This is a genomic window from Pseudomonas sp. NPDC087690, from assembly GCF_044743175.1.
GTDB lineage: Bacteria > Pseudomonadota > Gammaproteobacteria > Pseudomonadales > Pseudomonadaceae > Aquipseudomonas.
In genome coordinates this window covers 103,640-128,814 of record NZ_JBIUVX010000004.1, presented here as the reverse complement: position 1 = coordinate 128,814, position 25,175 = coordinate 103,640, and the positions used below count along the sequence as shown (strand labels likewise).

Sequence of the window (25,175 nt, the reverse complement as noted above, 5' to 3'; positions counted from 1 at the left end):
CTTGGCCGGGTTTGTTGTTTCTGCGCGCGCGATTATTTGGCGGTCGCAGGCACCGCAGCTTGCGCACTGCGCTTGTTCTTGATCACGTAGCAAACCCACATGAACACGACCCACACCGGAATCGCGTACACCGAGATCTGAATCCCCGGGATCAACAGCATCACGCCAAGGATGAACACCACGAACGCCAGGCAGACATAGTTGCCGTACGGGTACCACAGGGCCTTGAACAGCGGCGTCTGCTTCGTTTTGTTCATGTGTTGACGGAACTTGAAGTGCGAGAAGCTGATCATCGCCCAGTTGATCACCAACGTCGCAACCACCAGCGACATCAGCAGTTCCAGCGCACTGTGCGGGATCAGGTAGTTCAGCAACACCGCAATCACGGTCACCGCTGCCGAAGCCAGAATCGAACGCACCGGCACGCCGCGCTTGTCGATCTTCGCCAGACCTTTCGGCGCATCGCCCTGCTCGGCCATGCCCAGCAGCATACGGCTGTTGCAGTAGGTGCCGCTGTTGTACACCGACAATGCCGCAGTCAGTACCACGAAGTTGAGGATGTGCGCGGCGGTGTTGCTGCCGAGCATCGAGAACACTTGTACGAACGGGCTGCCGCTGTAGGAATCACCGGACGCATTGAGGGTTTCCAGCAGGCTGTCCCATGGGGTCAGCGACAGCAGGATCACCAGTGCACCGATGTAGAAAATCAGGATCCGGTAGATCACCTGGTTGATCGCTTTCGGGATCACGGTTTTTGGCTTGTCGGCTTCCGCTGCGGTGAAACCGAGCATTTCCAGACCACCGAAGGAGAACATGATGATCGCCATGGCCATCACCAGACCGCTGACGCCGTTGGGGAAGAACCCACCGTGGGACCACAGGTTGCTCACCGAGGCTTGCGGGCCGCCGTTGCCGCTGACCAGCAGGTAGCTGCCCAGCGCAATCATGCCGACGATTGCCACGACCTTGATGATTGCGAACCAGAATTCGGCCTCACCGAAGACTTTGACGTTGGCCAGGTTGATCGCATTGATCAGCACGAAGAAGGCTGCCGCAGAAGCCCAGGTCGGAATGTCCGGCGCCCAGTAGTGAATGTACTTGCCGACCGCGGTCAGCTCCGACATGCCTACCAGGATGTACAGAATCCAGCAGTTCCAGCCCGACAGGAAGCCGGCGAAGCCACCCCAGTACTTGTGCGCGAAATGGCTGAAGGAACCGGCCACCGGCTCTTCGACGATCATTTCGCCCAACTGGCGCATGATCATGAAGGCGATGAAGCCGCAGATGGCATAGCCGAGGATCATCGACGGGCCGGCGGATTTGAGCACCCCGGCCGAGCCGAGGAACAATCCGGTACCGATCGCGCCACCGAGGGCGATCAGTTGAATGTGGCGATTTTTCAGGCCGCGTTTAAGCGTACCTGATTGCGAGGGTTGTCCACTCATGAAAAAGGTCTCACGCAAGGTTTGATGATGTTCAGTAGACGTTGCTGCAAGGTTGCGATTTCAGGCAGCCCCGATCAAACCCCAGCGCAGGCACCAGGAGTTCAGCTCATTTACAACGGTCATGCGTCACCTGTTTGTTTTTATCTGTGACGAAATCGAACCCGAAACGCTTGTGGCGCCACGGAGTGAACAAGGCGGTTAGCCTTGAGATTTGCGCGATTACGCAGAGGGTCACAGTTAAAACGCGGCGCATTGTACACCGCTAACCCCCTGCTGCCAGACCCCGCTGGATCAGCGTGGCGGTTGCCGGGATTGCGTGTGTCCGCCACGAGAACCTCGGGCGGCTGCAAAAATTGAGTCAGGCCTTTGCAAGCCATCGACGCGGACGAGGAAAAAACCGTCCCACGGAGAGAAGTGGAAATCAGTCACGGCGTTCATTGCGCCTCCTTGTTGTTATGCACCTGCACGACAGGCATGGGGCGCATCACACCCTGCAAATGCCTTTGAAACAAGCGCGCCAGAGCCTCGCAAGGCGCCTGGCAGGCAAGGCTTCGGCAGCTTTTCCTTACAGCGCCCGCACCGAGGTTGATTCACTGGGTTTTACCGCGGTTTTCGTAAATATTTCTTTACGCTACGTAACGAATAATTTCCTCTTCAGAGATTTCTGTAGGACGTCTGCAAATTGACGGTAGCAAGCTTGCTAATGAAATTGGTCGCTAGTTTTTTGTTTTTAAATAAGAAAAACGCAGCCTAAAAACAGAACAAAAAGTCTATTTAAATTTTAAATAAATAATTTTTTGCATTACAAAAAACCTTGAACTAGGTTCTTCACGTCTCGCCGGCCACCTCGACCGGCCAGTCACAACCGTGAAAGTCATCTAGGAGATCGACCATGCAACTGGAAAAAGACTTGGACACCGAACTGCAGCTGGACGAATGGTTTGAAGCACCGACCCACGAGGCGGCTGTGGAAATGATGCAAGCCGACGCGGTGGTTCCGTTCGGCACGGCGATGTGGCCTCTGTAAGACATCCCGGGCAGGCACGATCCGGCCGGTCGTGCCTGCCGCTTTCTTCACGGTCAGTCAGGGAGGACTCATGGATAAGCCCCGCGCGATCTCGCATTTCCTTTACTACCTCGAACATCACCCAGCCCTTGCCGGCCTCGACTCGGCAAAGGTACTGCTCGGCCATACGGCTGATTACGCAGCGCTGGCCGGCGCCATCGCCGAACAGGCTGGCGATCATCCACGCTTCACGTTCAGCGCCCGGCGCCTGGACCTCGACAGCACCGCGACGCTGACTTCGGCAATCACCGACAGCGATCTGTACATTTTCTTCTACGACTCTTCCACCCTGCCCAACCCGCGCCCAGAAGGCCCGGAGTTTGTCCGTGCGCTGCAAGGCGTGATGGCGGAAAACTGGAAGAAGTCGCTGCTGTTCAAGGACTACGGCGAGTATTTCTACGACACCTTCAGCGTCACGCCGCAGCGGATTGCCGGTCTGAACAGCCATTTGATCCAGCGCATGTCCCACGCGACCACGCTGAGTTTCAAGGACGATGACGGCTCATGGTTTGAAACGCCGCTGAGCAGCATCAAGAAATGGACCGACATCAACGGTGTCGGCAACTTCGACCTCGCGCCGGGTGAAATAGCCACGCACAGCGAGGCCATAAACGGCCATGTGAAATTCAAGGGCACGTTCCTCAGCACCATCCCGTTTGCGCGCAAATACGGCGTGCTGGAATCGCCGCTGGAACTGTGGATCGAGAATTCGACCATCAGCCGCATCGCCACTGATGTGCCGGGGCTGGAGCATGATTTCAACAAGTATCTGGATGCCAATCCGTCGAATCGGCGGATTGAAGAGTTGGGGATTGGCACCAATGAAGGCGTGAAGGATTTGTATGCGCGCAATGCCGGGTTTGAGGAGCGGCATTGTGGGTTGCATCTGGGGTTGGGTGGCGGGGCCAAGGGCAGTCATCACCTGGACTTGATCTTCTCGGGCGGGGTGCTGGCGCTGGATGACAAGCCGGTGTTTGATGGGCGCTTTGTGTTTTAGGGCCGGCACCTGATCGTTCCCACGCTCCGCGTGGGAATGCAGCCCGGGACGCTCCGCGTCCCTCTAGAGCCGAACGCGGAGCGTCCGTTGAGGCATTCCCACGCAGAGCGTTGGAACGATCGGTGTGCGCCAGACGAAAAAAAACGCCAACCCTGCGGTTGGCGTTTTTTCATTCGGCGCTAAACCCGATCACTCAGGCTTCTTGCGACCAAACCCCGGACGCTGACCAGACCCTGCCGGTGCGCCGCGACGCTTGCCCGACGGCTTGTCGCCATCAGCCAGCTTGATCCCCGGACGCTTCGGCGCAGGCTTGGCCGGGCGCTTGTTGGTGGTGTCTGCTGGACGATCCGCCACTGGCGTGCCACGACCGGCAGGTGCACCACGCTCGCCACGCTCAGTACGACCGTTGGCCGGACGCGGAGCGCGCTCGCCGTCGCGGGCAACCGGCTTGCGACCTGGACGCTCGCCTTCGATCTGCGGCTCGCGGCTAGGACGTGGGCCGGTCGGCGCGCCAGCGGCTGGACGCAGCGTGCGTACGCGCTCGGTCTTGCCCATTGGGCGCGACGATTTGCGCTGCATACGCTCAAGCTTGTCTTTGCTCTTGGCGTTGAGTTGCGGCATCGCCACCGGCGTCAGGCCGACTTCAGCACTGAGAATGTCGACTTCGTACTGGCTCATTTCGCGCCAGCGGCCCATCGGCAGGTCGGAATTGAGGAACACCGGACCGAAACGCACGCGCTTCAGACGGCTGACCACCAGACCTTGCGATTCCCACAGGCGACGAACCTCACGGTTACGACCTTCCATCACCACGCAGTGGTACCAGTGGTTGAAGCCTTCGCCACCCGGCGCCTGCTTGATGTCGGTGAACTTGGCCGGGCCGTCTTCCAGCACCACGCCCGCTTTCAGACGCTCGATCATTTCGTCGTCGACTTCACCGCGTACACGCACGGCGTACTCACGGTCCATCTCGTAGGACGGGTGCATCAGGCGGTTGGCCAGCTCACCGTCGGTGGTGAACATCAGCAGACCAGTGGTGTTGATGTCGAGACGACCGATGTTGATCCAGCGGCCTTCTTTCGGACGCGGCAGCTTGTCGAACACGGTCGGACGGCCTTCCGGGTCGTCACGGGTGCAGATCTCGCCATCGGGTTTGTTGTACATGATCACGCGGCGTACCGATTCGGCCGCCTCTTCGCGCTTGATCACCTTGCCATCAATGGTGATGGCGTCGTGCATGTCGACGCGCAGGCCGAGGGTGGCGTCTTTGCCATTGACCTTGATCCGGCCCTGGCTGATCCAGGATTCCACGTCACGGCGCGAGCCGACGCCGATACGGGCGAGGACTTTCTGCAGTTTTTCGCCTGCTGGGCCGATTTCCTGGTCGTCTTTCTGATTGATGTCACTCATCTGGGCACCTCCCGGTGTGGTCTGTTCAGGCGCTCTGAATTGAGCGCCTGAAGCATTGAAATCTGGGTTCTCGGCCGAAGGGATCGGCGAAGGGTCGCGAATCATACGCGGATGTGCGCCGTCGCGCATCAGAGACTAGCTGATCGATCGACAGTTATTTCTTTTTCCGCCGACCGGCGCCACCAAGTTTGATCAGGCGCAGTGCGGCTTCGGCCAGTACGGTGCGCTTGTCGTCCTTGTCGAGTTTCTTCCAGGCCTTGATTTCACGCTTGCTGCGGCCGCAGCCGAGGCAGATGTCGTCGGTGAATTTGCAGACGCTGATGCAGGGGTCTTTGGTGGAACTCATCGCCTTCTCCGGAAAAACACAAATCCTTTGTAGGAGTGAGCCTGCTCGCGATTGCGGTGTGTCAGTCGACATCTTCTTGGCAGATACACCGCAATCGCGAGCAGGCTCACTCCTACAGGGGGTTCGCGGTGTCCTTGGAATCGCATCAGTCTTCGAACTCGCGGCGTTCGGCTTCGATCGCTTCGGCCAGGGCGCGGGCTTCGGCTTCTTCTTCGCTTAGCTCCGGCTTTGGCGTGGGTTGTTCGAGGGCAGCGACGGCGGCCAACAATTTCTCGCGGGCCTCAGCGACGCCGAGAATGTCCTCTTCCGGTTCGGCTTCGGGCACAGCTTCGAGTTCAACTTCGATGGTTGGCTCGGCGATCTGTGGCTCAGGCTCAGACTCAACTTCTGCTTCAACCGTCGGTGCCTCACCATCCGCCGCATCGCGCAGCAAATCGTCGAAGTCGGTCTTGATCCCCTCCTCCATGCTGTCCAGTTCCAGCAACAGCGTATGGAAACTGGTTTCCTCTTTCTCCTCCTCGGGCTCGGCGCTGGCGTCGGCCAACTCCTGCAAACTCTGCGGCACCGGTGCGTCGTCAAAATCGAGCACCGGGTCGGTTTCCATTTCGCGCAGTTCGGCCAATGGCGGCAGGTCTTCGAGGTTTTTCAGGTTGAAGTGATCGAGAAACATCTTGGTAGTCGCAAACATTGCCGGTTTACCCGGCACATCACGATAACCAACAACACGAATCCACTCGCGCTCCAGCAAGGTTTTGACGATGTTGCTGTTCACCGCCACACCGCGCACGTCTTCGATCTCGCCACGGGTGATCGGCTGGCGATAGGCGATCAATGCAATGGTTTCCAGTAGCGCACGGGAATAGCGCTGCGGGCGCTCCTCCCAGAGTCGGCCGACCCACGGCGAAAACTTCTCGCGAATCTGCAAACGGTAGCCCGACGAGACTTCCTTGAGCTCGAACGCGCGGCCCTCGCAGGACTTGCCCAGCAGCGTCAGGGCTTTCTTGAAGACCGCAGGCTCAGGCCGCTCGCCTTCTTCAAACAGTTCAAACAGGCGCTCAAGGGATTGCGGCTTTCCCGAGGCCAACAGAAAGGCTTCAAGCAGGGGCGCCAGCTCGCGGGGTTCAGTCAGGTTCATGTTTCGACTCGTTATTCGGCTCGGGCTCGCACGTGGATCGCGGCGAACGGCTCATTCTGCACCAGCTCGACCAAGGATTCCTTGACCAGTTCAAGGATCGCCATAAAGGTCACTACCACACCCAGCCTGCCCTCTTCGGCGGTGAACAGCTCGACAAACGGTACAAAACCGCCGCCCTTGAGCCGTTCCAGCACATCGCTCATGCGCTCGCGGGTGGACAATGCCTCACGGCTGACCTGGTGGCTTTCAAACATATCGCCACGGCGCAGCACTTCGGCCATGCACATCAAAATCTCTTCCAGCGCCACGTCCGGCAACAGCTTGCGCGCGCGGGCTTCCGGGGCGTCGAGCTTGGGCACGATCACGTCGCGACCGACCCTGCTCAAGCCGTCGATGCCTTCAGCGGCGGCCTTGAAGCGCTCGTATTCCTGCAAGCGGCGGATCAGTTCGGCGCGCGGGTCATCTTCTTCGTCTTCGACGGTTTCGGCGCGCGGCAGCAGCATGCGCGATTTGATCTCGGCGAGCATCGCGGCCATCACCAGATACTCGGCGGCGAGTTCCAGACGCACCGACTGCATCAACTCGACATAGCCCATGTACTGGCGGGTGATTTCCGCCACAGGGATGTCGAGGATGTTGATGTTCTGTTTGCGGATCAGGTACAGCAGCAGGTCGAGCGGGCCTTCGAAAGCTTCAAGAAAGACTTCCAGGGCATCCGGCGGGATATACAGGTCCAGCGGCATTTCCATGACCGCCTGACCATAGACCATGGCAAACGGCAGCTCCTGCTGGGCGCCGGCCTGGGGATCGACTACGGTTTCCACTGCGGACATTCAGGCCTCGACCATGAACGGCGTCGGATCGCCGCAACCGACGCGCACGACTTCCGGGTCATCGCCGGTCAGGTCGATCACGGTGGAAGCTTTGATACCACCGAAACCGCCATCGATGATCAGGTCCACCTGGTGTTCAAGCAATTGGCGCATTTCATGGGGATCGCTCAGCGGGTCTTCATCGCCAGGCATGATCAGGGTCACGCTCATCAGCGGCTCGCCAAGTTCGGCCAGCAGTGCCAGCGCGATCGGCTGGCTAGGTACGCGCAGGCCGATGGTGCGTTTCTTCGGATGCAGCAACAGCCGGGGCACTTCGCGAGTGGCATTGAGGATGAAGGTGTAAGGCCCCGGCAGATGGGCTTTGAGAATACGAAAGGTACCGGTGTCGATCTTGGCGTAGTTACCCAGTTGCGACAGGTCACTGCAGATCAGCGCGAAGTTGTGTTTGTCATCGAGCTGACGCAGGCGGCGCACGCGCTCAATGGCGGTCTTGTCGCCGATCTGGCAACCGATCGCATAGGAAGAGTCCGTGGGATACACCACCACCCCACCTTTGCGGATGATCTCGACCGCCTGTTTGATCAGGCGCGCTTGCGGGTTTTCCGGATGTATCTGGAAAAATTGACTCACATTTTCTACCTGTTCAGACGGCGGCAATAACTGTGTCATGTTTGAACCGACACCACAGGGGTGGAAGGTCCTCGGGAACCGGCCGGTACTGGCCGATCTCGGACCAGCCGCCAGGGCCATGGAAGTCACTGCCGGCGCTGACCAGCAGACCGAACTCACGGGCAAGGATTGCCAGGCTGCCGACCTGTTCCGCAGGCTGATGGCCATTGACCACCTCGATTGCATGCCCGCCTGCTTGAATATAGTCGGCAATCAGCTTTCGGCGCTTGCTGCGAGTGAAATCGTAGTGCCACGGGTGCGCCAGGCTGACCCAGGCATTGGCGGCGCGCAACGTGCCGACGGTGTCTTCCAGCGTCGGCCAATGCAATTTGACGTCACCGAGCTTGCCGGCGCCGAGCCATTTGCGAAATGCCTCGGCGCGATCCTTTACAAAACCTTCACGCACCATCCAGTCAGCGAAATGCGGACGGGCCGGGGCGTTGCCGCTGTCGCCCAGTTCCTGCTGCACCTGCCGGGCGCCTTCAAGGGCACCGGGCATGCCCTTGAGGGCGAGCTTGCGGCTTATTTCTTCCGACCGCAGCCAGCGGCCATCGTGCAATTTGGCGATGGCCTCGACCAACGGCGCGGCGTTGACGTCGAAACCGTAGCCCAGCACATGAATGGTCGCGCCGCCCCAGGTACAGGACAATTCGACACCGTTGACCAGTTGCATCCCCAGTTCATTGGCGGCCGTGCGCGCTTCGGCCAGGCCTTCGAGGGTGTCGTGGTCAGTCAACGACAGGACTCGCACGCCGTTCTCGAACGCACGCGCAACCAGAACCGCAGGCGCCAGGGCGCCATCGGAGGCCGTGCTATGGCAGTGCAAATCTACATTCACGGAGAGTTGTAACCTCAAATCAGCTGGCGCTATCGCGCGCCCATATGTTTGTTATTATGCCGCCACATCCAGCTTCTGGCTCTCACTGTGAAACAATTCATCGATTTCATCCCGCTTCTGCTGTTCTTCATCGTTTACAAACTTGATCCACGGGTTGTCGACATCGCTGGCCATGAAGTGACTGTAGGCGGTATTTACAGCGCCACGGCGATGCTGATCATCAGTTCCCTGGTGGTGTATGGCGCGTTGTTCATCAAACAGCGCAAGCTGGAAAAGAGCCAATGGCTGACCCTGATCGCCTGTCTGGTGTTCGGCAGCCTGACGCTCGCCTTCCATAGCGAGACCTTCCTCAAGTGGAAAGCGCCGGTGGTCAACTGGCTGTTCGCTGTTGCTTTCATCGGCAGCCACTTCATTGGTGACCGCTTGCTGATCAAACGCATCATGGGTCACGCGCTGACCCTGCCGGATCCGGTCTGGACCCGTCTGAACATCGCCTGGATCGCCTTTTTCCTGTTCTGCGGCGCTGCCAACCTGTTCGTCGCCTTCACCTTCCAGAGCATCTGGGTCGATTTCAAGGTGTTCGGCAGCCTGGGCATGACCGTGCTGTTCCTGGTCGCACAGGGCATTTACCTGTCGCGCCACCTGCACGACGCCGATACCACAACACCAAAAACCGAGGACTGACATGCTCTACGCAATCATTGCCACCGACGTCGCCAACTCGCTGGAAGCACGCCTGGCAGCACGCCCTGCGCATCTGGAACGCCTGCAAGCGCTCAAGGGTGAGGGCCGCATCGTATTGGCCGGCCCGCACCCGGCCGTCGACAGCAATGATCCGGGCGCAGCGGGTTTCACCGGCAGCCTGATCGTCGCCGAATTCGACTCCCTGAGCGCTGCGCAGGCGTGGGCTGACGCCGATCCGTACATCGCCGCTGGCGTCTACGCCAACGTCGTCGTCAAGCCGTTCAAGCAAGTCCTGCCGTAACTTTCCTGCGCAAGTCTCTCCCACGCGATGAACCTTGTCGGTTCATCGCGTTCTCAATCGCTCATTATTCTCGTTTGCCTGCCGACAACCTGCCCAATATCCATTTGGAAGCAGGTGTAGCGATGCGCAAGGGTCCGTTGTGTCTGATGTTGGTCTCGTTGTCGATGATGACGCCCGCCCATGGTGAGGAATCCACCGAAGGCGGCAGCTCCACGCCATTGTCGCTGAGTGCCGGCAGCCAGATCACCGAACTGCAGCAGCGCCTCAAGGCCAGCGAGCAGCAACGGGAAGAATTGAGCAAACAACTGCAAACTGCCGACAACACCCGCGAAAGCGCCCAGCTCGCCCGGCTGCGCCAAGAGAACCAGCGCCTCAAGCTGCAACTCAAGGAAGCCCAGGCCAGCCCGGTGCCGCGACTGTTGACCGACCAGCAGCAGTGGTTCGTCACGGGAGCAGGAGTAGCGCTATTGGCGCTGCTCTGCGGTATCTTTGCCAGTGGAGCAAGCCGAAAACGTCGGCAATGGCTAAATTGAGTGAGTCATGAGCGAGCTGTTATTGATTGATGATGACCAGGAGTTGTGCGAACTCCTGAGTAGCTGGCTGAGCCAGGAAGGCTTTCAGGTCCGTGCCTGCCACGATGGCCAGAGTGCCCGCAAGGCTTTGGCTGAAACCGCCCCGGCAGCGGTGGTGCTGGACGTGATGCTGCCTGACGGCAGCGGTCTGGAACTGCTCAAGCAACTGCGCAACGATCACGCTGACCTGCCGGTTCTGATGCTCTCGGCCCGTGGCGAGCCGCTGGACCGTATCCTCGGCCTGGAGCTGGGCGCCGATGATTACCTGGCCAAACCCTGCGACCCGCGCGAACTGACCGCGCGCCTGCGTGCCGTATTGCGGCGCAGTCATCCGGCTGCCGTGTCGACTCAGCTTGAGCTGGGCGACCTGAGTTTCAGCCCGGTGCGCGGTGTGGTCAGCATCGACGAGAAAGAGCTGACCCTGACCGTTTCCGAAAGTCGCCTGCTCGAAGCGCTGCTCAAGCAACCCGGCGAGCCGCTGGACAAACAGGAACTGGCGCAGCTCGCCCTCGGTCGCAAGCTGACCCTGTACGACCGCAGCCTCGACATGCACGTCAGCAACCTGCGCAAAAAGATCGGCCCCCACTCCGACGGCCGCCCGCGCATCGTCGCCCTGCGCAGCCGGGGTTACTACTACAGCCTCTGAACCTCCCACTTGTAGGAGTGAGCCTGCTCGCGATAGCAGTGTGTCAGTCGACATGTTCTTGCCAGATACACCGCTATCGCGAGCAGGCTCACTCCTACAAAGTGTGTTTGTCAGGTCGGACGCGAAGCGTCTTTACCCAAGCTTTACGTAGCGCTGACCGCCGCTGACCTTGATCTCCGTAATCTGAACTCATCCGGAACGTACCGGGAACGAGACAAGGAGATACACCATGCGCAAGACTCTTATCGCTCTGATGTTCGCTGCCGCTCTGCCAACCGTCGCCATGGCGATGCCGCAAGACGGCGGTCCGATGGGTGGCCCGCTCGACGGCCCACGCCACGGCGGTCAGATGCACGGCATGCACGGCAAAGGCCCGTACAGCCAACTCGACCTCTCCCGCGAGCAGCGCGAGCAGATTCGCAAGATCATGGGCGAGCAGATGCACGAGCGTAAGCAAGTGGTCGACAAATACCTGGAAAAACTCTCGCCGGCTGACCAGAAAGCCATGAAGGACGAGATGGCGGCCAACCACAAGAAAGCCGAATCCGATGTCCGCGCCGTGTTGAAACCGGATCAACAGAAGAAATTCGACGAGATCCAGAAGAAACAGGCTGAACGCCGCGCCGAATGGGCCGAGTTCAAAGCGTGGAAAGCGCAACAGGCGCAAAAAGCGCAATAATGTTCTGACCCATGGCCCATCGGCCAAACCCGATGGGCCTGTTTTCATCGATCCAAATGTAGGAGTGAGCCTGCTCGCGATAGCGGTGTGTCAGTTGACAGATTTTTGTCTGACCCACCGCTATCGCGAGCAGGCTCGCTCCTACAGGGATTTGTGTTTGTTTTGAGGATTTTCTGTGCGTTCACTGTTCTGGCGTATTCTCGCGAGCTTCTGGCTGGCCATCGCTCTGGTGGCAGGGCTGTCGATTCTGCTCGGGCACATGCTCAATCAGGACGCGTGGATCCTTAGCCGTCATCCCGGCCTCAAAACCCTCGCCGGCGAGTGGACACAAACCTACGAAGCCCAGGGCGAGGAAGCCGCGCAGGACATCCTCGAACAGCGCAAACGCCAATATCACATCGACGTTCAAGTGCTCAACGAAAGCGGCGATCCGGTGGTGCGCGGCACTTTCCCCCGGCGCGCGGCGGCCTTCGAAGCACGACAGAACAACGATGACCGCCGTCTGCCATGGCGACGCCTGACCGACGAGTTCACCAGTGAAAAAACCGGCGACACCTACCTGTTCATCTACCGCATCCCCCACCCTGAACTCGACGCCTGGCACCGCGAAAGCCTGCTCTGGCCGTTGAGTGCGCTGGGCATCGCACTGGTGGTACTGACCCTGTTCAGTTTGCTCGTGACCTTCTCGATCACCCGCCCGCTCAGCCGTTTGCGCGGCGCCGTGCATGATCTGGGGCAGACCACTTATCAGCAGAACAGCCTGGCGAAACTGGCCAATCGTCGCGATGAATTTGGCGTGCTGGCCACTGACTTCAACCGCATGGGCGCGCGTCTGCAAAGCCTGATCGGCAGCCAACGTCAGTTGCTGCGCGACGTCTCCCATGAACTGCGCTCACCGTTGGCGCGGCTGCGCATTGCCTTGGCGCTGGCCGAACGGGCCAACCCTGAAGAACGGGAAAAACTTTGGCCACGACTGACCCGCGAGTGTGATCGGCTGGAAGCGTTGATCAGTGAAATTCTGGTGCTGGCACGGGTCGATGCTGACAATGCCAGTGCTGAAGAAGTGGATCTGAATGCATTGCTTGGCACGTTGCAGAAAGATGCACAACTTGGATCGCCCGAGCAGACGGTGCGTCTCGATGCCGATCCGCAACTGCACCTGAAGGGCTGGCCGACCATGATCGAGCGTGCGGTCGATAATCTGCTGCGCAATGCCCAGCGCTTCAACCCGCAAGATCAGGCGATCGAGATGCAAGCCTCGCGTCAGGGTGAAAAAATCATCGTCAGTGTGCGTGACCACGGACCGGGCGTGCTAGCCGAACATCTGAGTCAGTTGGGCGAGCCGTTTTACCGGGCGCCGGGGCAGACGGCGGCGGGACATGGCCTGGGCCTGGCAATTGCCCGGCGGGCGGCGGAGCGCCATGGTGGGAGTTTGATGTTGGCCAATCATCCGCAGGGCGGATTTATTGCCAGCCTGGAGTTGCCATTGGTGCCGGGTGCGGTGGTGCAACCCTAAGAGCCGCCCGCCCCAGAAAAGCCCCTCACCCCAGCCCTCTCCCAGAGGGAGAGGGAGCCGAACGAGGTGTCTTGCGTCAGACATCGACCTGAAACACCGAGTTGATTATGGATTCGACAGAACCGTAATCCGCGTCGATTCTGGATTCAGCGAAGAGCGTTCAGGTCGGCGTACCTCTACAGCATCCCCCAATCAGTCCCCTCTCCCCCCGGGAGAGGGTTAGGGTGAGGGGCTTTTGATCTTCAGGCGATGGCGGGCCAGGCACTAACAAACTCAACCAGATCAACCTTCTCCGCCACACGCGGTTCTTTCTGCGGTGTGCCGAGGTAAAGGAACGCAATCACCTCTTCGCCCTCCGCCAGCCCCAAACCTTTGGCTACGTGCTGCGAATAAGCCAAGTCCCCCGTGCGCCACACCGCACCAATCCCTTGCGCATACGCCGCCAGCAAAATCCCGTGCGCCGCACAGCCTGCAGCCAGCAACTGCTCGGCTTTCGGATACTTGACGTGCTCCTGCAGTTTGGCGATCACCACAACCACCAGCGGCGCACGCAGCGGGCCGTTGCGGGCCTTGTCGATCATCGCTTCGGTGACTTCGCCTTCCTGCATCTGTGCAGCCTGAGCCAGCAACTCGCCCATCTGCTCACGTGCCGCGCCTTCGACCGTCAAGAAACGATACGGCTGCAAATGCCCGTGATCCGGTGCACGCAAGGCGGCACCAAACAGGGCTTCGCGCTGCTCGGCAGTGGGGGCCGGTTCGACCAGACGTGGAACGGAAACACGGTTGAGCAACGCGTCGAGAGCCTGCATCGGCCACCTCCTGAAAAATATGTGCGGCTATTCTAGCTGTATCTGCCAACAGGATGCCGGTTTACATGCCCTGCCCCACGGGTAGAATGGCGCCCTTCCCACATCAGCCCGAGCGGACTTCATGGCGTTGCCGACCTTACGGATCATTGGTTTCATCATCGGCATCTTCCTGATCACCCTGGCTGTGGCCATGGTCGTACCGATGGCCACCCTGGTGATTTTCGAGCGCACCAGCGACCTGCCGTCGTTCCTCTGGGCGAGCATGATCACCTTCGTCGCCGGCCTCGCGCTGGTGATTCCCGGCCGCCCCGAACACATTCATCTGCGCCCGCGCGACATGTACCTGCTGACCGTCAGCAGTTGGCTGGTGGTGTGTATCTTTGCCGCGCTGCCGTTTCTGCTGACGCAGCACATCAGTTACACCGACTCGTTTTTCGAAAGCATGTCCGGCATCACCGCGACTGGCTCGACTGTGCTCAATCATCTGGACAATATGTCCCCGGGCATTCTGATGTGGCGCTCGCTGCTGCACTGGATCGGCGGCATCGGCTTTATCGGTATGGCGGTAGCGATTCTGCCGCTGCTGCGTATCGGCGGCATGCGCCTGTTCCAGACCGAGTCCTCGGACCGCTCGGAAAAGGTCATGCCGCGCTCGCACATGGTGGCGCGGCTGATCGTGGCGGCTTATGTCGGCATCACCATCCTCGGCAGCCTGGCGTTCTGGTGGGCCGGGATGAGCCCGTTCGATGCGATCAACCACGCCATGTCGGCGATTTCCACCGGTGGCTTCTCGACCTCCGACCAGTCGCTGGCCAAGTGGACGCAACCGGCAGTGCACTGGGTTGCGGTGGTTATCATGATCCTCGGCAGCCTGCCGTTCACCCTGTACGTGGCGACGTTGCGCGGCAACCGCAAGGCGCTGATCAAGGATCAGCAGGTGCAGGGTTTGCTCGGCATGTTGCTGGTGACCTGGCTGGTGCTCGGCACCTGGTACTGGTGGACGACCAACCTGCATTGGCTGGACGCCTTGCGCCATGTGGCGTTGAACGTGACATCGGTGGTCACCACCACAGGCTTCGCCCTCGGCGACTACAGCCTGTGGGGCAACTTCTCGCTGATGCTGTTCTTCTATCTGGGCTTTGTCGGCGGCTGTTCCGGTTCGACGGCGGGCGGAATCAAGATTTTCCGTTTCCAGGTCGCCTACATCCTGCTCAAGGCCAACCTTAATCAGCTGATTCACCCACGCGCGGTGATCAAGCAAAAGTACAACGGTCACCGCCTCGACGAAGAGATCGTCCGTTCGATTCTGACTTTTTCGTTTTTCTTCGCCATCACCATCTGCGTGATCGCCCTACTGCTGTCGCTGCTCGGCGTCGACTGGATGACCGCGCTGACCGGCGCCGCCAGTACCGTGTCCGGCGTCGGCCCGGGCCTTGGCGAAACCATCGGCCCGGCGGGTAACTTCGCCACCCTGCCGGATGCGGCCAAATGGATCCTGTCATTCGGCATGCTGCTCGGCCGACTGGAGATCATTACGGTGTTTGTGCTGTGTATTCCGGCCTTCTGGCGTCACTGATCGCGTTCGGTGCCTGCAACAACCGCGTCCGGTAATCGCCGGGCGTGGTGTCGAACCAGCGGCGGAACGCGCGAAAGAAGTTGCTCGGGTCGGCAAAACCCAACAGGTAGGCGATTTCCAGCAAGGTCATGCTTGGCTGCGCCAGATATTGCTCGGCCAGTTCGCGACGAGTGTCATCGAGCAACTGCTGAAAACTCGTGCCCTCCTCCTGCAAGCGGCGCTGCAAAGTACGCTGCGACAAATGCAGGGTCTGCGCCACGGTATCGCGCTTTGGCTCACCTTGTGGCAGCAACCGGCACAGCACCTGTCGCGCTTTGTGGGTCACGCGGCTTTCGGAAAATCGTGCCAGATACTCCCCGGCAAAGCGGTCGTGCAACAGCGCCATCGCCTCGTTGGCGGTGGGCAGCGGCGCCTCCATGTCAGCGCGTTCGAAGATCAGCGCATCGTACGGTGCGTTGAACACCAATGGCGCGTGGAAGGCTTGTTTGTAGGGTTCCAGATTCTCCGGCTGATCACCCTGCACCAGCACTTTGACCGGATGCAGCGTGCGCCCGGTCAGCCAACCGCACAGACCCAACGCACAGGCCAGCGAGGCTTCGGCACTTTGCCGGGTCGGCGGCAAATGGTCGCCGTGCACGGTCAGAATCAGCGCGTAACCTTCTTCCAGCAGACGGAAACTCAGGTCGGCACTTTCAGCGATGATCCGCTGATAGCGCACCAGTCGCTGGAAGCCTTCGGCCAGGGTATTGCTCGACATCAATGCGTAGCCGGCGACATGAAACGACGCCGGTCGCACCACTTTGCCCATATTCAGGCCGATCGCCGGATTGCCGGACAACTCGACCGCCCGTTGCCAGAGTCGGGTCATGGAGTCTTGCGGGAAACGTGCATCCGGATCATCCAGAGCCGTGTAATCGAGCCCCAGTTGCTTGAACAGTACCCGGCAATCCAGGCCGTCCATCTCCAATGCTTTGACAATCCCCATCGCCCAGCTTGCAGAAGTCGTTCGTTCGCTCATGGCGTTATTCTTTTACATGATGGGCCGCATGTTACGGCCTGATTTGCGAAGGATACTAAAGTGGCGCCGATTGTCACTGGCCCACGCCAATGATCACTCTAGACTCAAATAAGCTACCCGCAGAACAACTCGTCGCCAGAACAATAACCACAGAGAACGCGGTCGTGGAAAACATCAAGCGTTTCAACAGCTTCGCTGAGTTCTATCCGTATTACCTCAGCGAACACAACAACAGCACCTGCCGGCGTCTGCACTTCATTGGCACGACGCTGGTTATTTTCATTCTCGCGATGACCATCGCCAAAGGCGCCTGGCTGCTTCTATTGGCGGTGCCATTGGCTGGCTACAGCTTTGCCTGGGTCGGGCATTTCTTTTTCGAGAAGAACCGACCGGCGACTTTTCAGCATCCCCTGTACAGCCTGCTCGGTGACTTTGTCATGTACCGCGACATGATCCTTGGTCGCGTGGCGTTCTGAATGAGGGTCAGCCAATGAATGCCAATGCCCGCTTCACCCATATGAAGGACGGCACGCAGGAAGACTGGGCGATCATCGCCGCTGACTTCAGTGCCTACGCCAAACAGTTGCCCTCACGGATCATGACTCACCTGAAATTGCTCGAAGGCGATTTCGGCGGTTTCCCGGTGGATCGCCTGACCCACTCGCTGCAAACCGCGACCCGCGCCTGGCGCGATGGCCGTGACGAGGAATACGTGGTCTGCGCGCTGCTGCACGACATCGGCGACACCTTGGGTTCGTACAACCACCCGGACATCGCCGCAGCGATTCTCAAACCGTTCGTCAGCGCCGAAAATCTGTGGATGGTCGAGAAGCACGGGGTGTTTCAGGGCTACTACTTCTTTCATCACCTGGGTATGGATCGGCACCTGCGCGAGCAATTCAAAGAGCATCCGCAGTTTCAAGCGACCGCCGAATTTTGCGCCAAATACGATGCGGCGGCGTTTGATCCGGAGTACGACACACTGCCGTTGAGTTTCTTCGAGCCGATGATGGAGCGGTTGTTTGCACAGCCGAAGAACTCGATTTACAAGGCCGCGATGGCTGAACACTCACCAGCGTGATTATCTTCGGGAACCGCTGCGCGGTTCATCGCGAGCAGGCTCACTCCTACAGTTGAAATGCGTACCCCTGTAGGAGCGAGCCTGCTCGCGATGAGGCCCTCTCAATCACCGAAGAACTAGGCAAGTTCGGCGACTTTGGCGGCCTTCAGCTCCGCCTCCCGGGCCTGAGCATCCGCCAGCCGATACAACTCGATCGTGCCATCCCAATGCTCGATCAGCGCCGTGCACGATTCCACCCAATCGCCGCAATTGAGGTAATCCACCTCCCCCACCTTGCGGATCTCGGCGTGGTGAATGTGCCCGCAGACCACGCCATGCAACTCGCGCTTAACGCACTCATGGGCAATGGCTTCTTCAAAGTCGCTGATGAAACTCACCGCGGTTTTCACCTTGTGTTTGAGGTACGCCGACAGCGACCAGTAACCGTAGCCATAGCGCGCACGCCAATGGTTGAGCCAGCGATTGAGGGTCAGGGTGAACTCGTAGGCCGAATCGCCGAGGAAGGCCAGCCAGCGATGATATCGGGTGATCACATCGAACTGATCGCCATGAATCACCAGCAGATGCCGGCCGTCTGCCGTGACGTGTATCGCTTCGTCGACCAATTGGATGTTGCCGAGGATCAGCTTTGAATAACGGCGTAAAAACTCGTCGTGATTGCCGGTAACGTAAATCACCTCGGTGCCGCGCTTGCTCATGGTCAGCAAGCGGCGAATCACATTGGTATGCGCCTGCGGCCAGTACATGCCACCGCGCAGTTTCCAGCCATCGATGATGTCGCCTACCAGGTAGACTTTGTCGGCATGGTAGCCTTTGAGAAACTGCGACAAGTGTTCGGCCTGGCAATCGCGCGTGCCCAGGTGCACGTCGGAAATCCACAGGGTTCGCACCCGTTGTTTGCGGCTGGGTCTGGCGAGCTCGGCGCTGGTCATGGGCAACCCTCTGCGATGTTTTCGCCAGAGTGCGCTTGCCCGGTGAATCGACCATGACAAGCGTGAGTCAGTCCTGTGACAGCGCAGCCCGTGCCGCTCGGTGTAGACTGCAGGCCTGCCCGGAGATCTGTTCATGCGCCCGATCCTTACCCTGCGTCAGTACACCCGCGACCTGATCGTCCACAGCCACGAGCACGCCCAGTTGGTGTTCGGGCTGTCCGGCGCGCTGGACTTCGAGGTCGAAGGCTGTGGCAGCCAGGTGCGCCAGCAAAGTTTTGTGGTGATCCCTTCGGGTGCGCATCACGCGTGCGGCAGTCCCGATGGCAGTCGTTGCCTGGTGATGGACATCCCTGACGGGCAATGGCTGGTGGATTCGTTGGGTGAACATGCCGAGGCCAGCCGCCGTTTGCTCGATCAGCCTGCGCGTTTGTCGCTGGATTCGGGGCAGAGCCAATTGGTCAACTGGCTGGCGAACAGCCCGGTCAGCGATCCGCTGATCGCGCAGCAAGGCGCGGTGTTGCTGCTGGCCAGCCTCAATCATGCGCAACCTGCCGAACTCGCCGCCCGCCGTCTGCCCTACGCGGCGCTGGATGCGTACATCGAGCAAAACGCTGGGTATCCACTGCAAGTCGCCGATCTGGCGCGCGTTGCCGGGTTATCCAGCGCGCGTCTGCATGCTCGGTTCATGGCCGAATGCGGGCAGACGCCGATGGATTACCTGCGCAGTCGGCGCTTGCATCTGGCGGTGCAACTGCTGCGCGATACGGTTTTGCCCATGGGTGAGATTGCCAGCCGCGTCGGTTACAACTCGCAGAGTGCTTTCTCGGCCGCCGTCCTGCGCGAGTTCGGCGCCTCACCCGGCCAGCTTCGGCGCGATTCCCGCGACAAAAGACAATAGCCTGCCGACAGACTTACTGACCTCTACACGCTTAAATGTAGGAGCTGCCGAAGGCTGCGATCTTTGATCGTTCCCACGCTCCGCGTGGGAATGCAGCCCGTGACGCTCCGCGTCACTGGACGCAGAGCGTCCCTAGAGGCGTTACCACGCAGAGCGTGGGAACGATCAAAAGCAAGATCAAAAGATCGCAGCCTTCGGCAGCTCCTACAGTAAATGGTCGTTCCCACGCTGCTGCGTGTGATCGATCAACAGTTGAATTGTGTTTGCGATAGAAGGACTGCAATGACTCCGCGTACTGCCCTCGGCGCCCTGCACATTGGTGCTTTGATGTTTGGCCTGACCGGTGTGTTCGGCAAACTCGCTGCCGCCTCGCCGGCCGTGATCGTTTTCGGTCGTGCCGCCTTCGCCGTACTCGCCCTGGCTTTCTTCGCCCGATTCGCCAGCCAAAGCGCTTGGCAAAAACTCCAGGCCGTGGATTGGCGACGTCTGGCCCTCAGCGGCGTGTTGCTGGCCGGGCACTGGGTGAGTTTTTTCGTTTCGGTGAAGATCGCCGGCGTGGCCATCGCGACCCTGGGTTTTGCCAGTTTCCCGGCGTTTACGGTGATTCTTGAAGGGCTGATCTTCCGAGAACGCATTCGCGCCAATGAAATCGTGCTCGTGGTGCTGGTCAGTGTCGGCCTGATACTGGTGACGCCAGCGTTCGATCTGGGCAGCGGCGCGACCATCGGTCTGCTCTGGTCAGTGCTGTCGGGGTTGCTGTTTTCCTTGCTGTCGCTGACCAATCGCGCCAGCTCCGGGCGTATTCCGGCGGTGCAGGCGGCGTTGTGTCAGAACGTCGTGGTAGCGCTGTGTCTGCTGCCGGTCGCAGCACCACAATTGAGCGAAGTCCGTGCGCTGGACTGGTTGTGGATTGCCCTGCTCGGCGTGTTCTGTACCGGCGTCGCCCACAGCCTGTTCGTGGCCAGTCTGGCGGTGATCAAAGCACGCACGGCGGCGGTGGTGTTCGCGATGGAGCCGGTTTACGGCATCACCGTCGCCTGGCTATTGTTCAATGAAAACCCGACCCTGCGCATGCTGATGGGCGGCGCGCTGATCATTGTCGCCATCGTGGTGTCGGCGCGGATGTCAGGCGCCAGCGATAAAAAAACCGTCGCCGCCGAGGCCGCATCTCACTGAGCGCGATCGTTGTGGCCGAGGTCGCGGTCAGGGTCGATCTGATCGCGAACCCGTTGCTTGAGCACCTTGGCCTCGGGAAAGCCGCCGTCCGCCTTGCGTTCCCAGATCTGCACGCCTGCGCAGGTAATGTGAAACACCCCGCCGGTAGCCGGCACCAGTGAGACTTTGCCGAGATCATCGGCAAATGTGCTGAGCAGTTCCTGCGCCAGCCACGCGGCGCGCAACAGCCACTGGCATTGGGTGCAATAAGTGATGACAACTTCGGCTTTTTCTACAGTCATGTTCGCTGAAACTCCTGAGACAGAGGGCGCCGCTATAATAGCCGGCTTTATCGCTTGCCCCGAGACTCACAATGCGCCGTCTGCTGTTCTGCCTGCTGCTTGGTTTACTGCCCCTGCTCGTCCACGCCAGCGTCGAAGCCACCGAAGCTTCGCGCCCCAAGGTCGGCCTCGTGCTGTCCGGCGGCGCTGCTCGTGGGCTGGCGCACATTGGCGTGCTCAAGGCCCTGGAAGAGCAAGGCATCAAGATCGATGCGATCGCCGGCACCAGCATGGGTGCCGTCGTCGGTGGCCTATATGCCTCGGGCTACCAGATCGACGAGCTGGAAAAACTCGCGCTGAACATCGACTGGCAAGCAGCGCTGTCCGACGCCCCGCCCCGTGAAGACGTGCCGTTTCGACGCAAACAGGACGACCGCGACTTTCTGGTGAAGCAAAAACTCAGCTTCCGTGACGATGGCAGCCTCGGCCTGCCGCTCGGGGTGATTCAGGGCCAGAACCTCGCATTGCTGCTGGAAAGCCTGTTGGCCCACACCAGTGACACCCGCGACTTCGACAAACTGCCGATCCCCTTCCGCGCCGTCGCCACCGACATCGCCAACGGTGAGAAAGTGGTGTTTCGCAAGGGGCATCTGCCCCAGGTGATCCGCGCCAGCATGTCGATTCCGGCGGTGTTCGCCCCGGTCGAACTCGATGGCCGGCTGCTGGTAGACGGCGGCATGACCGACAACATCCCGCTCGATGTCGTACGGGCGATGGGCGTCGACATCGCCATCGTGGTCGATATCGGCACGCCGTTGCGCAACCGCAAGCAATTGACCACGGTGGTCGATGTGTTGAATCAGTCGATCACCCTGATGACCCGCAGCAACTCCGAAGAACAACTGGCCGCGCTCAAACCGACCGACGTATTAATTCAACCCGCACTGGCAGCGTATGGCGTCACCGATTTTGGCAAGGCTCAGGACATGATCGACGCCGGTTACCGCGCGACCCGAATCCTTGATGCACGCCTGGCCACTCTTAAACCCACAGAATCCCAGGACGCCGAACTCAACGCCGCACGCTCGCCAGGCCAGCGCACACCGATCATCACTGCCATCAAGGTCGAGAACGACTCGAAGGTCGACGACGATGTGATCCGCTACTACATCCGCCAGCACATCGGCGAGCCGCTGGATCTGGGTCGTCTGCATTCGGACATGGGCACCTTGTACGGCCTCGACTATTTCGAGCAAGTGCAGTACCGCGTGGTGCACAAGGGGCAAAATCACACCCTGGTGATCAGCGCCCGCGGCAAGCGCAGCGGCACCGACTACCTGCGCGTGGGCCTCAACCTCTCGGACGACATGCGCGGCGACAGCGCCTTCAACCTCGGTGCCAGTTACCGTATCAACGGCATCAACCGCCTCGGCGCGGAATGGTTGACCCGGGCTCAAATCGGCGACAAACAAGAGCTGTACACCGAGTTCTACCAGCCCCTCGACGTCGGCTCGCGCTACTTCGTTGCACCGTATGCATCGTTCGAGGCACAGAACGTCGATTCGGTGCTCGATAACGATCCGGTCGCGCAATACCGCGTCGAGCGCTACGGTTTCGGCCTCAACCTCGGTCGACAGATCGGCAACAACGGTGAAGTGCGCTTTGGTGTCGGTGAGGCCTGGGGCAAGGCTGATGTGCGCATTGGCGATCAGGATCTGCCAAGCGAAAGCTTCACCGAAGGCTTCTACTCGCTGAAGTACTCCTACGATTCGCTGGACAACGTGTACTTCCCTCACGAAGGCAAGTACATCAGCCTGACGCTGATGCAATTCGAACCAAGCCTGGGGTCGGACACTCGGTACCGGCAGTGGGAATTCAAACTCGACAAAGCCATGAGCAGTGGGCCGGACACACTGATTCTTGGCGGTCGTTATGGCCGCACGCTGGACAATGCCAACGTGGTGACGTCGAGCTTCCTGTTGGGTGGCGCACGGCAGTTGTCGGGTTTCCGCGAGGATGCGGTCTCGGGGCAGAATGTCAGCCTGATGCGCGCAGTGTATTACCGCAGGCTGACGCCGCGTTCCTACCTGCCGCTGGATTTCCCGCTGTACGCCGGTGCTTCGCTGGAACGCGGTCGGGCATGGAACAACGACAATGAGTTCGACAGCGGCTACATCAATGCGGCGAGCGTATTCATTGGCTTCGATACGCCGTTGGGGCCATTGAATTTCAGCTATGGGTTGAATGATGCGAATGAGCAGGCGGTGTACCTGAACCTTGGGCAGACTTTCTGATTCTTTATCGACTGACCATTTGCTATCGCGAGCAGGCTCACTCCTACATTTGGAGTGCATTTCAACTGTAGGAGTGAGCCTGCTCGCGATGGCGATATCCGGTCCGCCACAAATCATCAGAAATCAACGAATCCCCGCCAACAACGTCCGCGCCGTTTGCTTCAACGGCTCATCAGCCTCTTTGAGCAATTCATTGAGCAATGCAATCGCACTGTCGATATCACCGTCGTCGATGCACGTCTGGGCCTGTTCGAGCTTCACCGAGCCGGTGGGCTCCGCCGGTTCGGACAATTGCAGATCCAGAGGTTGCAACACCAACGATGATTCCGAATCAGCGAACTCATTGAGAAAGTCGTTATCCAGCGGCTGTGCGTCAGGCTCGGGAATCCATTCAAGCTCCGACTCTTCACTGGCCACTGGTGCAGGCAATTCGAACTCCTGCGGCAAGACCTGCAGGCTTGAACCGGGACCCGGCTCGCCCGACGCCGGCTGCGCTGAAGATGGCCGACTGTCCTCCAGATCCCAGCTGGAAGCCATCGACAACTCCCCCAGATTCAACTCGAAATTATCTTCCGGGGTCGGTTGCACCGGGGCAGTCGGCGCTGCTGCGACAACGGGCGCCAACGGCACAGCGCTGACCAGTTTCGGATGACGGGCACGGGTGTCGTGCAGTTGCTGTTCATCGACACCTTGTGCGCGCAGATGACTTTCCTGCTGATCGTAGGCGCTGTTATCACCCTGACGGCCCAACACTTCGAGCAATTGCAACCCAAGGTCGCGGCGCTCGGGCTCCTTGTGCGAGGCATCACGCAACAGGCCAACCGCTTCACCAAGTCGCCCATACGCCAGGTAAATGCCAACCGCTTCCAGCACATCCCCGGCAGCGGGCTCTTCGCGGTGGTCGGCTGCGTTGTGAGCCCGGACGTGGGCTGCCGGTACCGGTTCGTCTACGTCCGCTGCATCGGGTTGCGCTGACAATGGCAGCGGTTCGCCCGCGTGCAACTGTTGTTGCCGACGACGCAGGAACAAGGCCGCCAAGGCTCCCAGCAATAACAGCAAGCCGCCGAGCAACGGCCAGTTCAGACCGTCGTCCGTGGTTTCGACAGGGGCAACAACGGGAGAGGCCGTTGGTGGCGGTGCTACGACAGGCGCTGGCGGAGGTTTCTGCAGCTCGGCGAGGCGGGTTTGCAGCTCGCCGATCTGCTTCTTGCCTTCGGCGATCTGCGTCTCTTGAATCAACAGTCGGGCTTTCTGCTCGTCGAGGGTCGCTTGCAGTTGCTGATTGAGCAGCACACTGGCAGCCAATTGTTCGGCCAGTGCATCGTTGGCGGGCGGGGTGGCAGCCGCGGGTGCACTTTCGCGCTTGCCCTGAGCTGCTTGCGGTGGCGCAATCGCCGGCTCGACCGTGGGGAATTCAGAAGATTGCGGGCGTGGGTCAGGCTCATCGGTGGCCGGCACAATACCGGGCGAGCCCGGTGGGTCGATCAGTACAGTGTATTCGCGCAGCAAGTGGCCGTTAGGCTGACTGAGCTGCACCAGGAAATTCAGATAAGGCTCGTTGACCGGTTTACTCGAAGTCACCCGGATCATCTGCCGATTACCGCGCAGGATCGGCGTGAACTTGAGGTCGTTGAGGAAGAACACCCGCTCGACCCCAGCCTGGCCGAATTCATCGGCCGTGGCCAGGCTCACGGAAAGATCGTTTTGTGTCAGCCCGCCGACATCCACCAAAGCGATGTCGGCCTTGAGCGGCTGATTAAGGGCTGAATGAACGGTGATATCACCCAGCCCCAACGCCATCGACCAGGTCGAATAGCTGAATACGCCAGCGACCAGCAGGCATTTGGCGCCACCGCGCAGTACCACGTACCGACTTGCGAGCATGAGCATCCCTTAAATAAGCAAAACCGACTTCTATGCGTTCGCACATCCGGTACGAACACGATATTGCCCAGTAGTTCTTATAGTCTGCTCAGCGCGATCTCTCAAAAAAA

Annotated in this window: 26 protein-coding genes; 14 read left to right on the top strand and 12 right to left on the bottom strand. The window is 59.8% G+C overall.

Annotated features, from left to right (window positions below; translation table 11 throughout):
• Positions 1-32: 32 nt before the first annotated feature.
• A complete protein-coding gene (locus tag ACIPIZ_RS09040; protein ID WP_122661552.1) occupies positions 33-1,445 on the bottom strand; it encodes an amino acid permease in 1,413 nt (470 codons plus the stop codon).
• A gap of 892 nt (positions 1,446-2,337) precedes the next feature.
• On the opposite strand from ACIPIZ_RS09040, the gene ACIPIZ_RS09035 reads away from it, so the two are divergent.
• The gene (locus tag ACIPIZ_RS09035; RefSeq protein WP_064390823.1) at positions 2,338-2,472 is read left to right on the top strand and encodes a hypothetical protein; all 135 of its coding nucleotides are present in this window, start codon (positions 2,338-2,340) and stop codon (positions 2,470-2,472) included.
• 70 nt (positions 2,473-2,542) lie between these two features.
• Positions 2,543-3,508: a leucyl aminopeptidase gene (locus tag ACIPIZ_RS09030; RefSeq protein WP_401165026.1), complete on the top strand. Its 966-nt coding sequence runs from the start codon at positions 2,543-2,545 to the stop codon at positions 3,506-3,508.
• Between the two features lie 189 nt (positions 3,509-3,697).
• Here ACIPIZ_RS09030 and rluB read toward each other — a convergent pair whose 3' ends face one another.
• The 6 genes from rluB to ACIPIZ_RS09000 form a co-directional block, all read right to left on the bottom strand.
• Complete coding sequence (gene rluB, locus ACIPIZ_RS09025) at positions 3,698-4,918, bottom strand: 23S rRNA pseudouridine(2605) synthase RluB (RefSeq protein WP_064390821.1); 1,221 nt, start codon at positions 4,916-4,918, stop codon at positions 3,698-3,700.
• Positions 4,919-5,072: 154 nt separating this feature from the next.
• Positions 5,073-5,264 carry a DUF1289 domain-containing protein gene (locus ACIPIZ_RS09020; RefSeq protein WP_105709112.1) on the bottom strand — a complete coding sequence of 64 codons (192 nt, stop codon included), beginning with the start codon at positions 5,262-5,264 and terminating at the stop codon, positions 5,073-5,075.
• A 145-nt stretch (positions 5,265-5,409) separates the two neighbouring features.
• A complete protein-coding gene (gene scpB / locus ACIPIZ_RS09015) occupies positions 5,410-6,399 on the bottom strand; it encodes an SMC-Scp complex subunit ScpB (RefSeq protein ID WP_401165025.1) in 990 nt (329 codons plus the stop codon).
• 11 nt (positions 6,400-6,410) lie between these two features.
• On the bottom strand, positions 6,411-7,109 hold the full coding sequence (locus tag ACIPIZ_RS09010) for a ScpA family protein (protein ID WP_172828192.1): 699 nt from the start codon (positions 7,107-7,109) through the stop codon (positions 6,411-6,413).
• Positions 7,110-7,232: 123 nt separating this feature from the next.
• Positions 7,233-7,862 (bottom strand): L-threonylcarbamoyladenylate synthase, encoded by a 630-nt coding sequence (locus ACIPIZ_RS09005; protein WP_105709141.1) that lies wholly within the window; start codon positions 7,860-7,862, stop codon positions 7,233-7,235.
• Positions 7,863-7,875: 13 nt separating this feature from the next.
• A complete protein-coding gene (locus tag ACIPIZ_RS09000; protein WP_064390817.1) occupies positions 7,876-8,739 on the bottom strand; it encodes a PHP domain-containing protein in 864 nt (287 codons plus the stop codon).
• 87 nt (positions 8,740-8,826) lie between these two features.
• Between ACIPIZ_RS09000 and ACIPIZ_RS08995 the strand changes: the two genes are divergently transcribed.
• The 6 genes from ACIPIZ_RS08995 to ACIPIZ_RS08970 all read left to right on the top strand — a co-directional run bounded on the left by ACIPIZ_RS08995 (position 8,827) and on the right by ACIPIZ_RS08970 (position 13,137).
• A complete protein-coding gene (locus ACIPIZ_RS08995) occupies positions 8,827-9,423 on the top strand; it encodes a septation protein A (protein WP_105709110.1) in 597 nt (198 codons plus the stop codon).
• A 1-nt stretch (position 9,424) separates the two neighbouring features.
• Positions 9,425-9,724: a YciI family protein gene (locus ACIPIZ_RS08990; protein ID WP_007919677.1), complete on the top strand. Its 300-nt coding sequence runs from the start codon at positions 9,425-9,427 to the stop codon at positions 9,722-9,724.
• A gap of 122 nt (positions 9,725-9,846) precedes the next feature.
• A complete protein-coding gene (locus tag ACIPIZ_RS08985) occupies positions 9,847-10,257 on the top strand; it encodes a translation initiation factor 2 (protein ID WP_064390816.1) in 411 nt (136 codons plus the stop codon).
• A 7-nt stretch (positions 10,258-10,264) separates the two neighbouring features.
• Positions 10,265-10,942 (top strand): response regulator transcription factor, encoded by a 678-nt coding sequence (locus ACIPIZ_RS08980; RefSeq protein ID WP_064390815.1) that lies wholly within the window; start codon positions 10,265-10,267, stop codon positions 10,940-10,942.
• Positions 10,943-11,171: 229 nt separating this feature from the next.
• Positions 11,172-11,621: a Spy/CpxP family protein refolding chaperone gene (locus tag ACIPIZ_RS08975; protein ID WP_064390814.1), complete on the top strand. Its 450-nt coding sequence runs from the start codon at positions 11,172-11,174 to the stop codon at positions 11,619-11,621.
• Between the two features lie 175 nt (positions 11,622-11,796).
• A complete protein-coding gene (locus ACIPIZ_RS08970; RefSeq protein ID WP_401165021.1) occupies positions 11,797-13,137 on the top strand; it encodes a sensor histidine kinase in 1,341 nt (446 codons plus the stop codon).
• A 242-nt stretch (positions 13,138-13,379) separates the two neighbouring features.
• Here the strand turns inward: ACIPIZ_RS08970 and ACIPIZ_RS08965 are convergent, their stop codons facing one another.
• Positions 13,380-13,946 (bottom strand): nitroreductase family protein, encoded by a 567-nt coding sequence (locus ACIPIZ_RS08965; protein ID WP_401165019.1) that lies wholly within the window; start codon positions 13,944-13,946, stop codon positions 13,380-13,382.
• 121 nt (positions 13,947-14,067) lie between these two features.
• Here ACIPIZ_RS08965 and ACIPIZ_RS08960 point away from each other — a divergent pair, with 121 nt between their 5' ends.
• Entirely contained in the window at positions 14,068-15,522 is a 1,455-nt protein-coding gene (locus ACIPIZ_RS08960) for a TrkH family potassium uptake protein (protein ID WP_064390811.1), read from the top strand.
• Here ACIPIZ_RS08960 and ACIPIZ_RS08955 read toward each other — a convergent pair.
• Positions 15,479-16,540 carry an AraC family transcriptional regulator gene (locus ACIPIZ_RS08955; RefSeq protein WP_201783041.1) on the bottom strand — a complete coding sequence of 354 codons (1,062 nt, stop codon included), beginning with the start codon at positions 16,538-16,540 and terminating at the stop codon, positions 15,479-15,481. The genes ACIPIZ_RS08960 and ACIPIZ_RS08955 overlap by 44 nt on opposite strands.
• Positions 16,541-16,704: 164 nt before the next feature.
• Here ACIPIZ_RS08955 and ACIPIZ_RS08950 point away from each other — a divergent pair, with 164 nt between their 5' ends.
• A complete protein-coding gene (locus ACIPIZ_RS08950) occupies positions 16,705-17,016 on the top strand; it encodes a DUF962 domain-containing protein (RefSeq protein WP_122855473.1) in 312 nt (103 codons plus the stop codon).
• A 14-nt stretch (positions 17,017-17,030) separates the two neighbouring features.
• The gene (locus ACIPIZ_RS08945) at positions 17,031-17,621 is read left to right on the top strand and encodes an HD domain-containing protein (RefSeq protein ID WP_064390808.1); all 591 of its coding nucleotides are present in this window, start codon (positions 17,031-17,033) and stop codon (positions 17,619-17,621) included.
• 116 nt (positions 17,622-17,737) lie between these two features.
• On the opposite strand, the gene ACIPIZ_RS08940 is transcribed toward ACIPIZ_RS08945, so the two are convergent.
• Entirely contained in the window at positions 17,738-18,553 is an 816-nt protein-coding gene (locus tag ACIPIZ_RS08940) for a UDP-2,3-diacylglucosamine diphosphatase (protein ID WP_064390807.1), read from the bottom strand.
• Positions 18,554-18,686: 133 nt separating this feature from the next.
• Here ACIPIZ_RS08940 and ACIPIZ_RS08935 point away from each other — a divergent pair, with 133 nt between their 5' ends.
• Together ACIPIZ_RS08935 and ACIPIZ_RS08930 are read left to right on the top strand one after the other, a co-directional pair.
• Complete coding sequence (locus ACIPIZ_RS08935) at positions 18,687-19,451, top strand: AraC family transcriptional regulator (RefSeq protein WP_401165015.1); 765 nt, start codon at positions 18,687-18,689, stop codon at positions 19,449-19,451.
• Between the two features lie 282 nt (positions 19,452-19,733).
• Positions 19,734-20,627 (top strand): DMT family transporter, encoded by an 894-nt coding sequence (locus tag ACIPIZ_RS08930; protein ID WP_122661561.1) that lies wholly within the window; start codon positions 19,734-19,736, stop codon positions 20,625-20,627.
• Here the strand turns inward: ACIPIZ_RS08930 and ACIPIZ_RS08925 are convergent.
• A complete protein-coding gene (locus ACIPIZ_RS08925) occupies positions 20,621-20,908 on the bottom strand; it encodes a SelT/SelW/SelH family protein (protein WP_064390804.1) in 288 nt (95 codons plus the stop codon). The genes ACIPIZ_RS08930 and ACIPIZ_RS08925 overlap by 7 nt on opposite strands.
• A 71-nt stretch (positions 20,909-20,979) precedes the next feature.
• On the opposite strand from ACIPIZ_RS08925, the gene ACIPIZ_RS08920 reads away from it, so the two are divergent.
• Positions 20,980-23,181, top strand: coding sequence for a patatin-like phospholipase family protein (locus ACIPIZ_RS08920; protein ID WP_401165013.1), 2,202 nt, complete (start codon positions 20,980-20,982; stop codon positions 23,179-23,181).
• 123 nt (positions 23,182-23,304) lie between these two features.
• Here ACIPIZ_RS08920 and ACIPIZ_RS08915 read toward each other — a convergent pair whose 3' ends face one another.
• Positions 23,305-25,065 carry a FimV/HubP family polar landmark protein gene (locus ACIPIZ_RS08915; protein ID WP_401165010.1) on the bottom strand — a complete coding sequence of 587 codons (1,761 nt, stop codon included), beginning with the start codon at positions 25,063-25,065 and terminating at the stop codon, positions 23,305-23,307.
• Positions 25,066-25,175 lie beyond the last annotated feature (110 nt).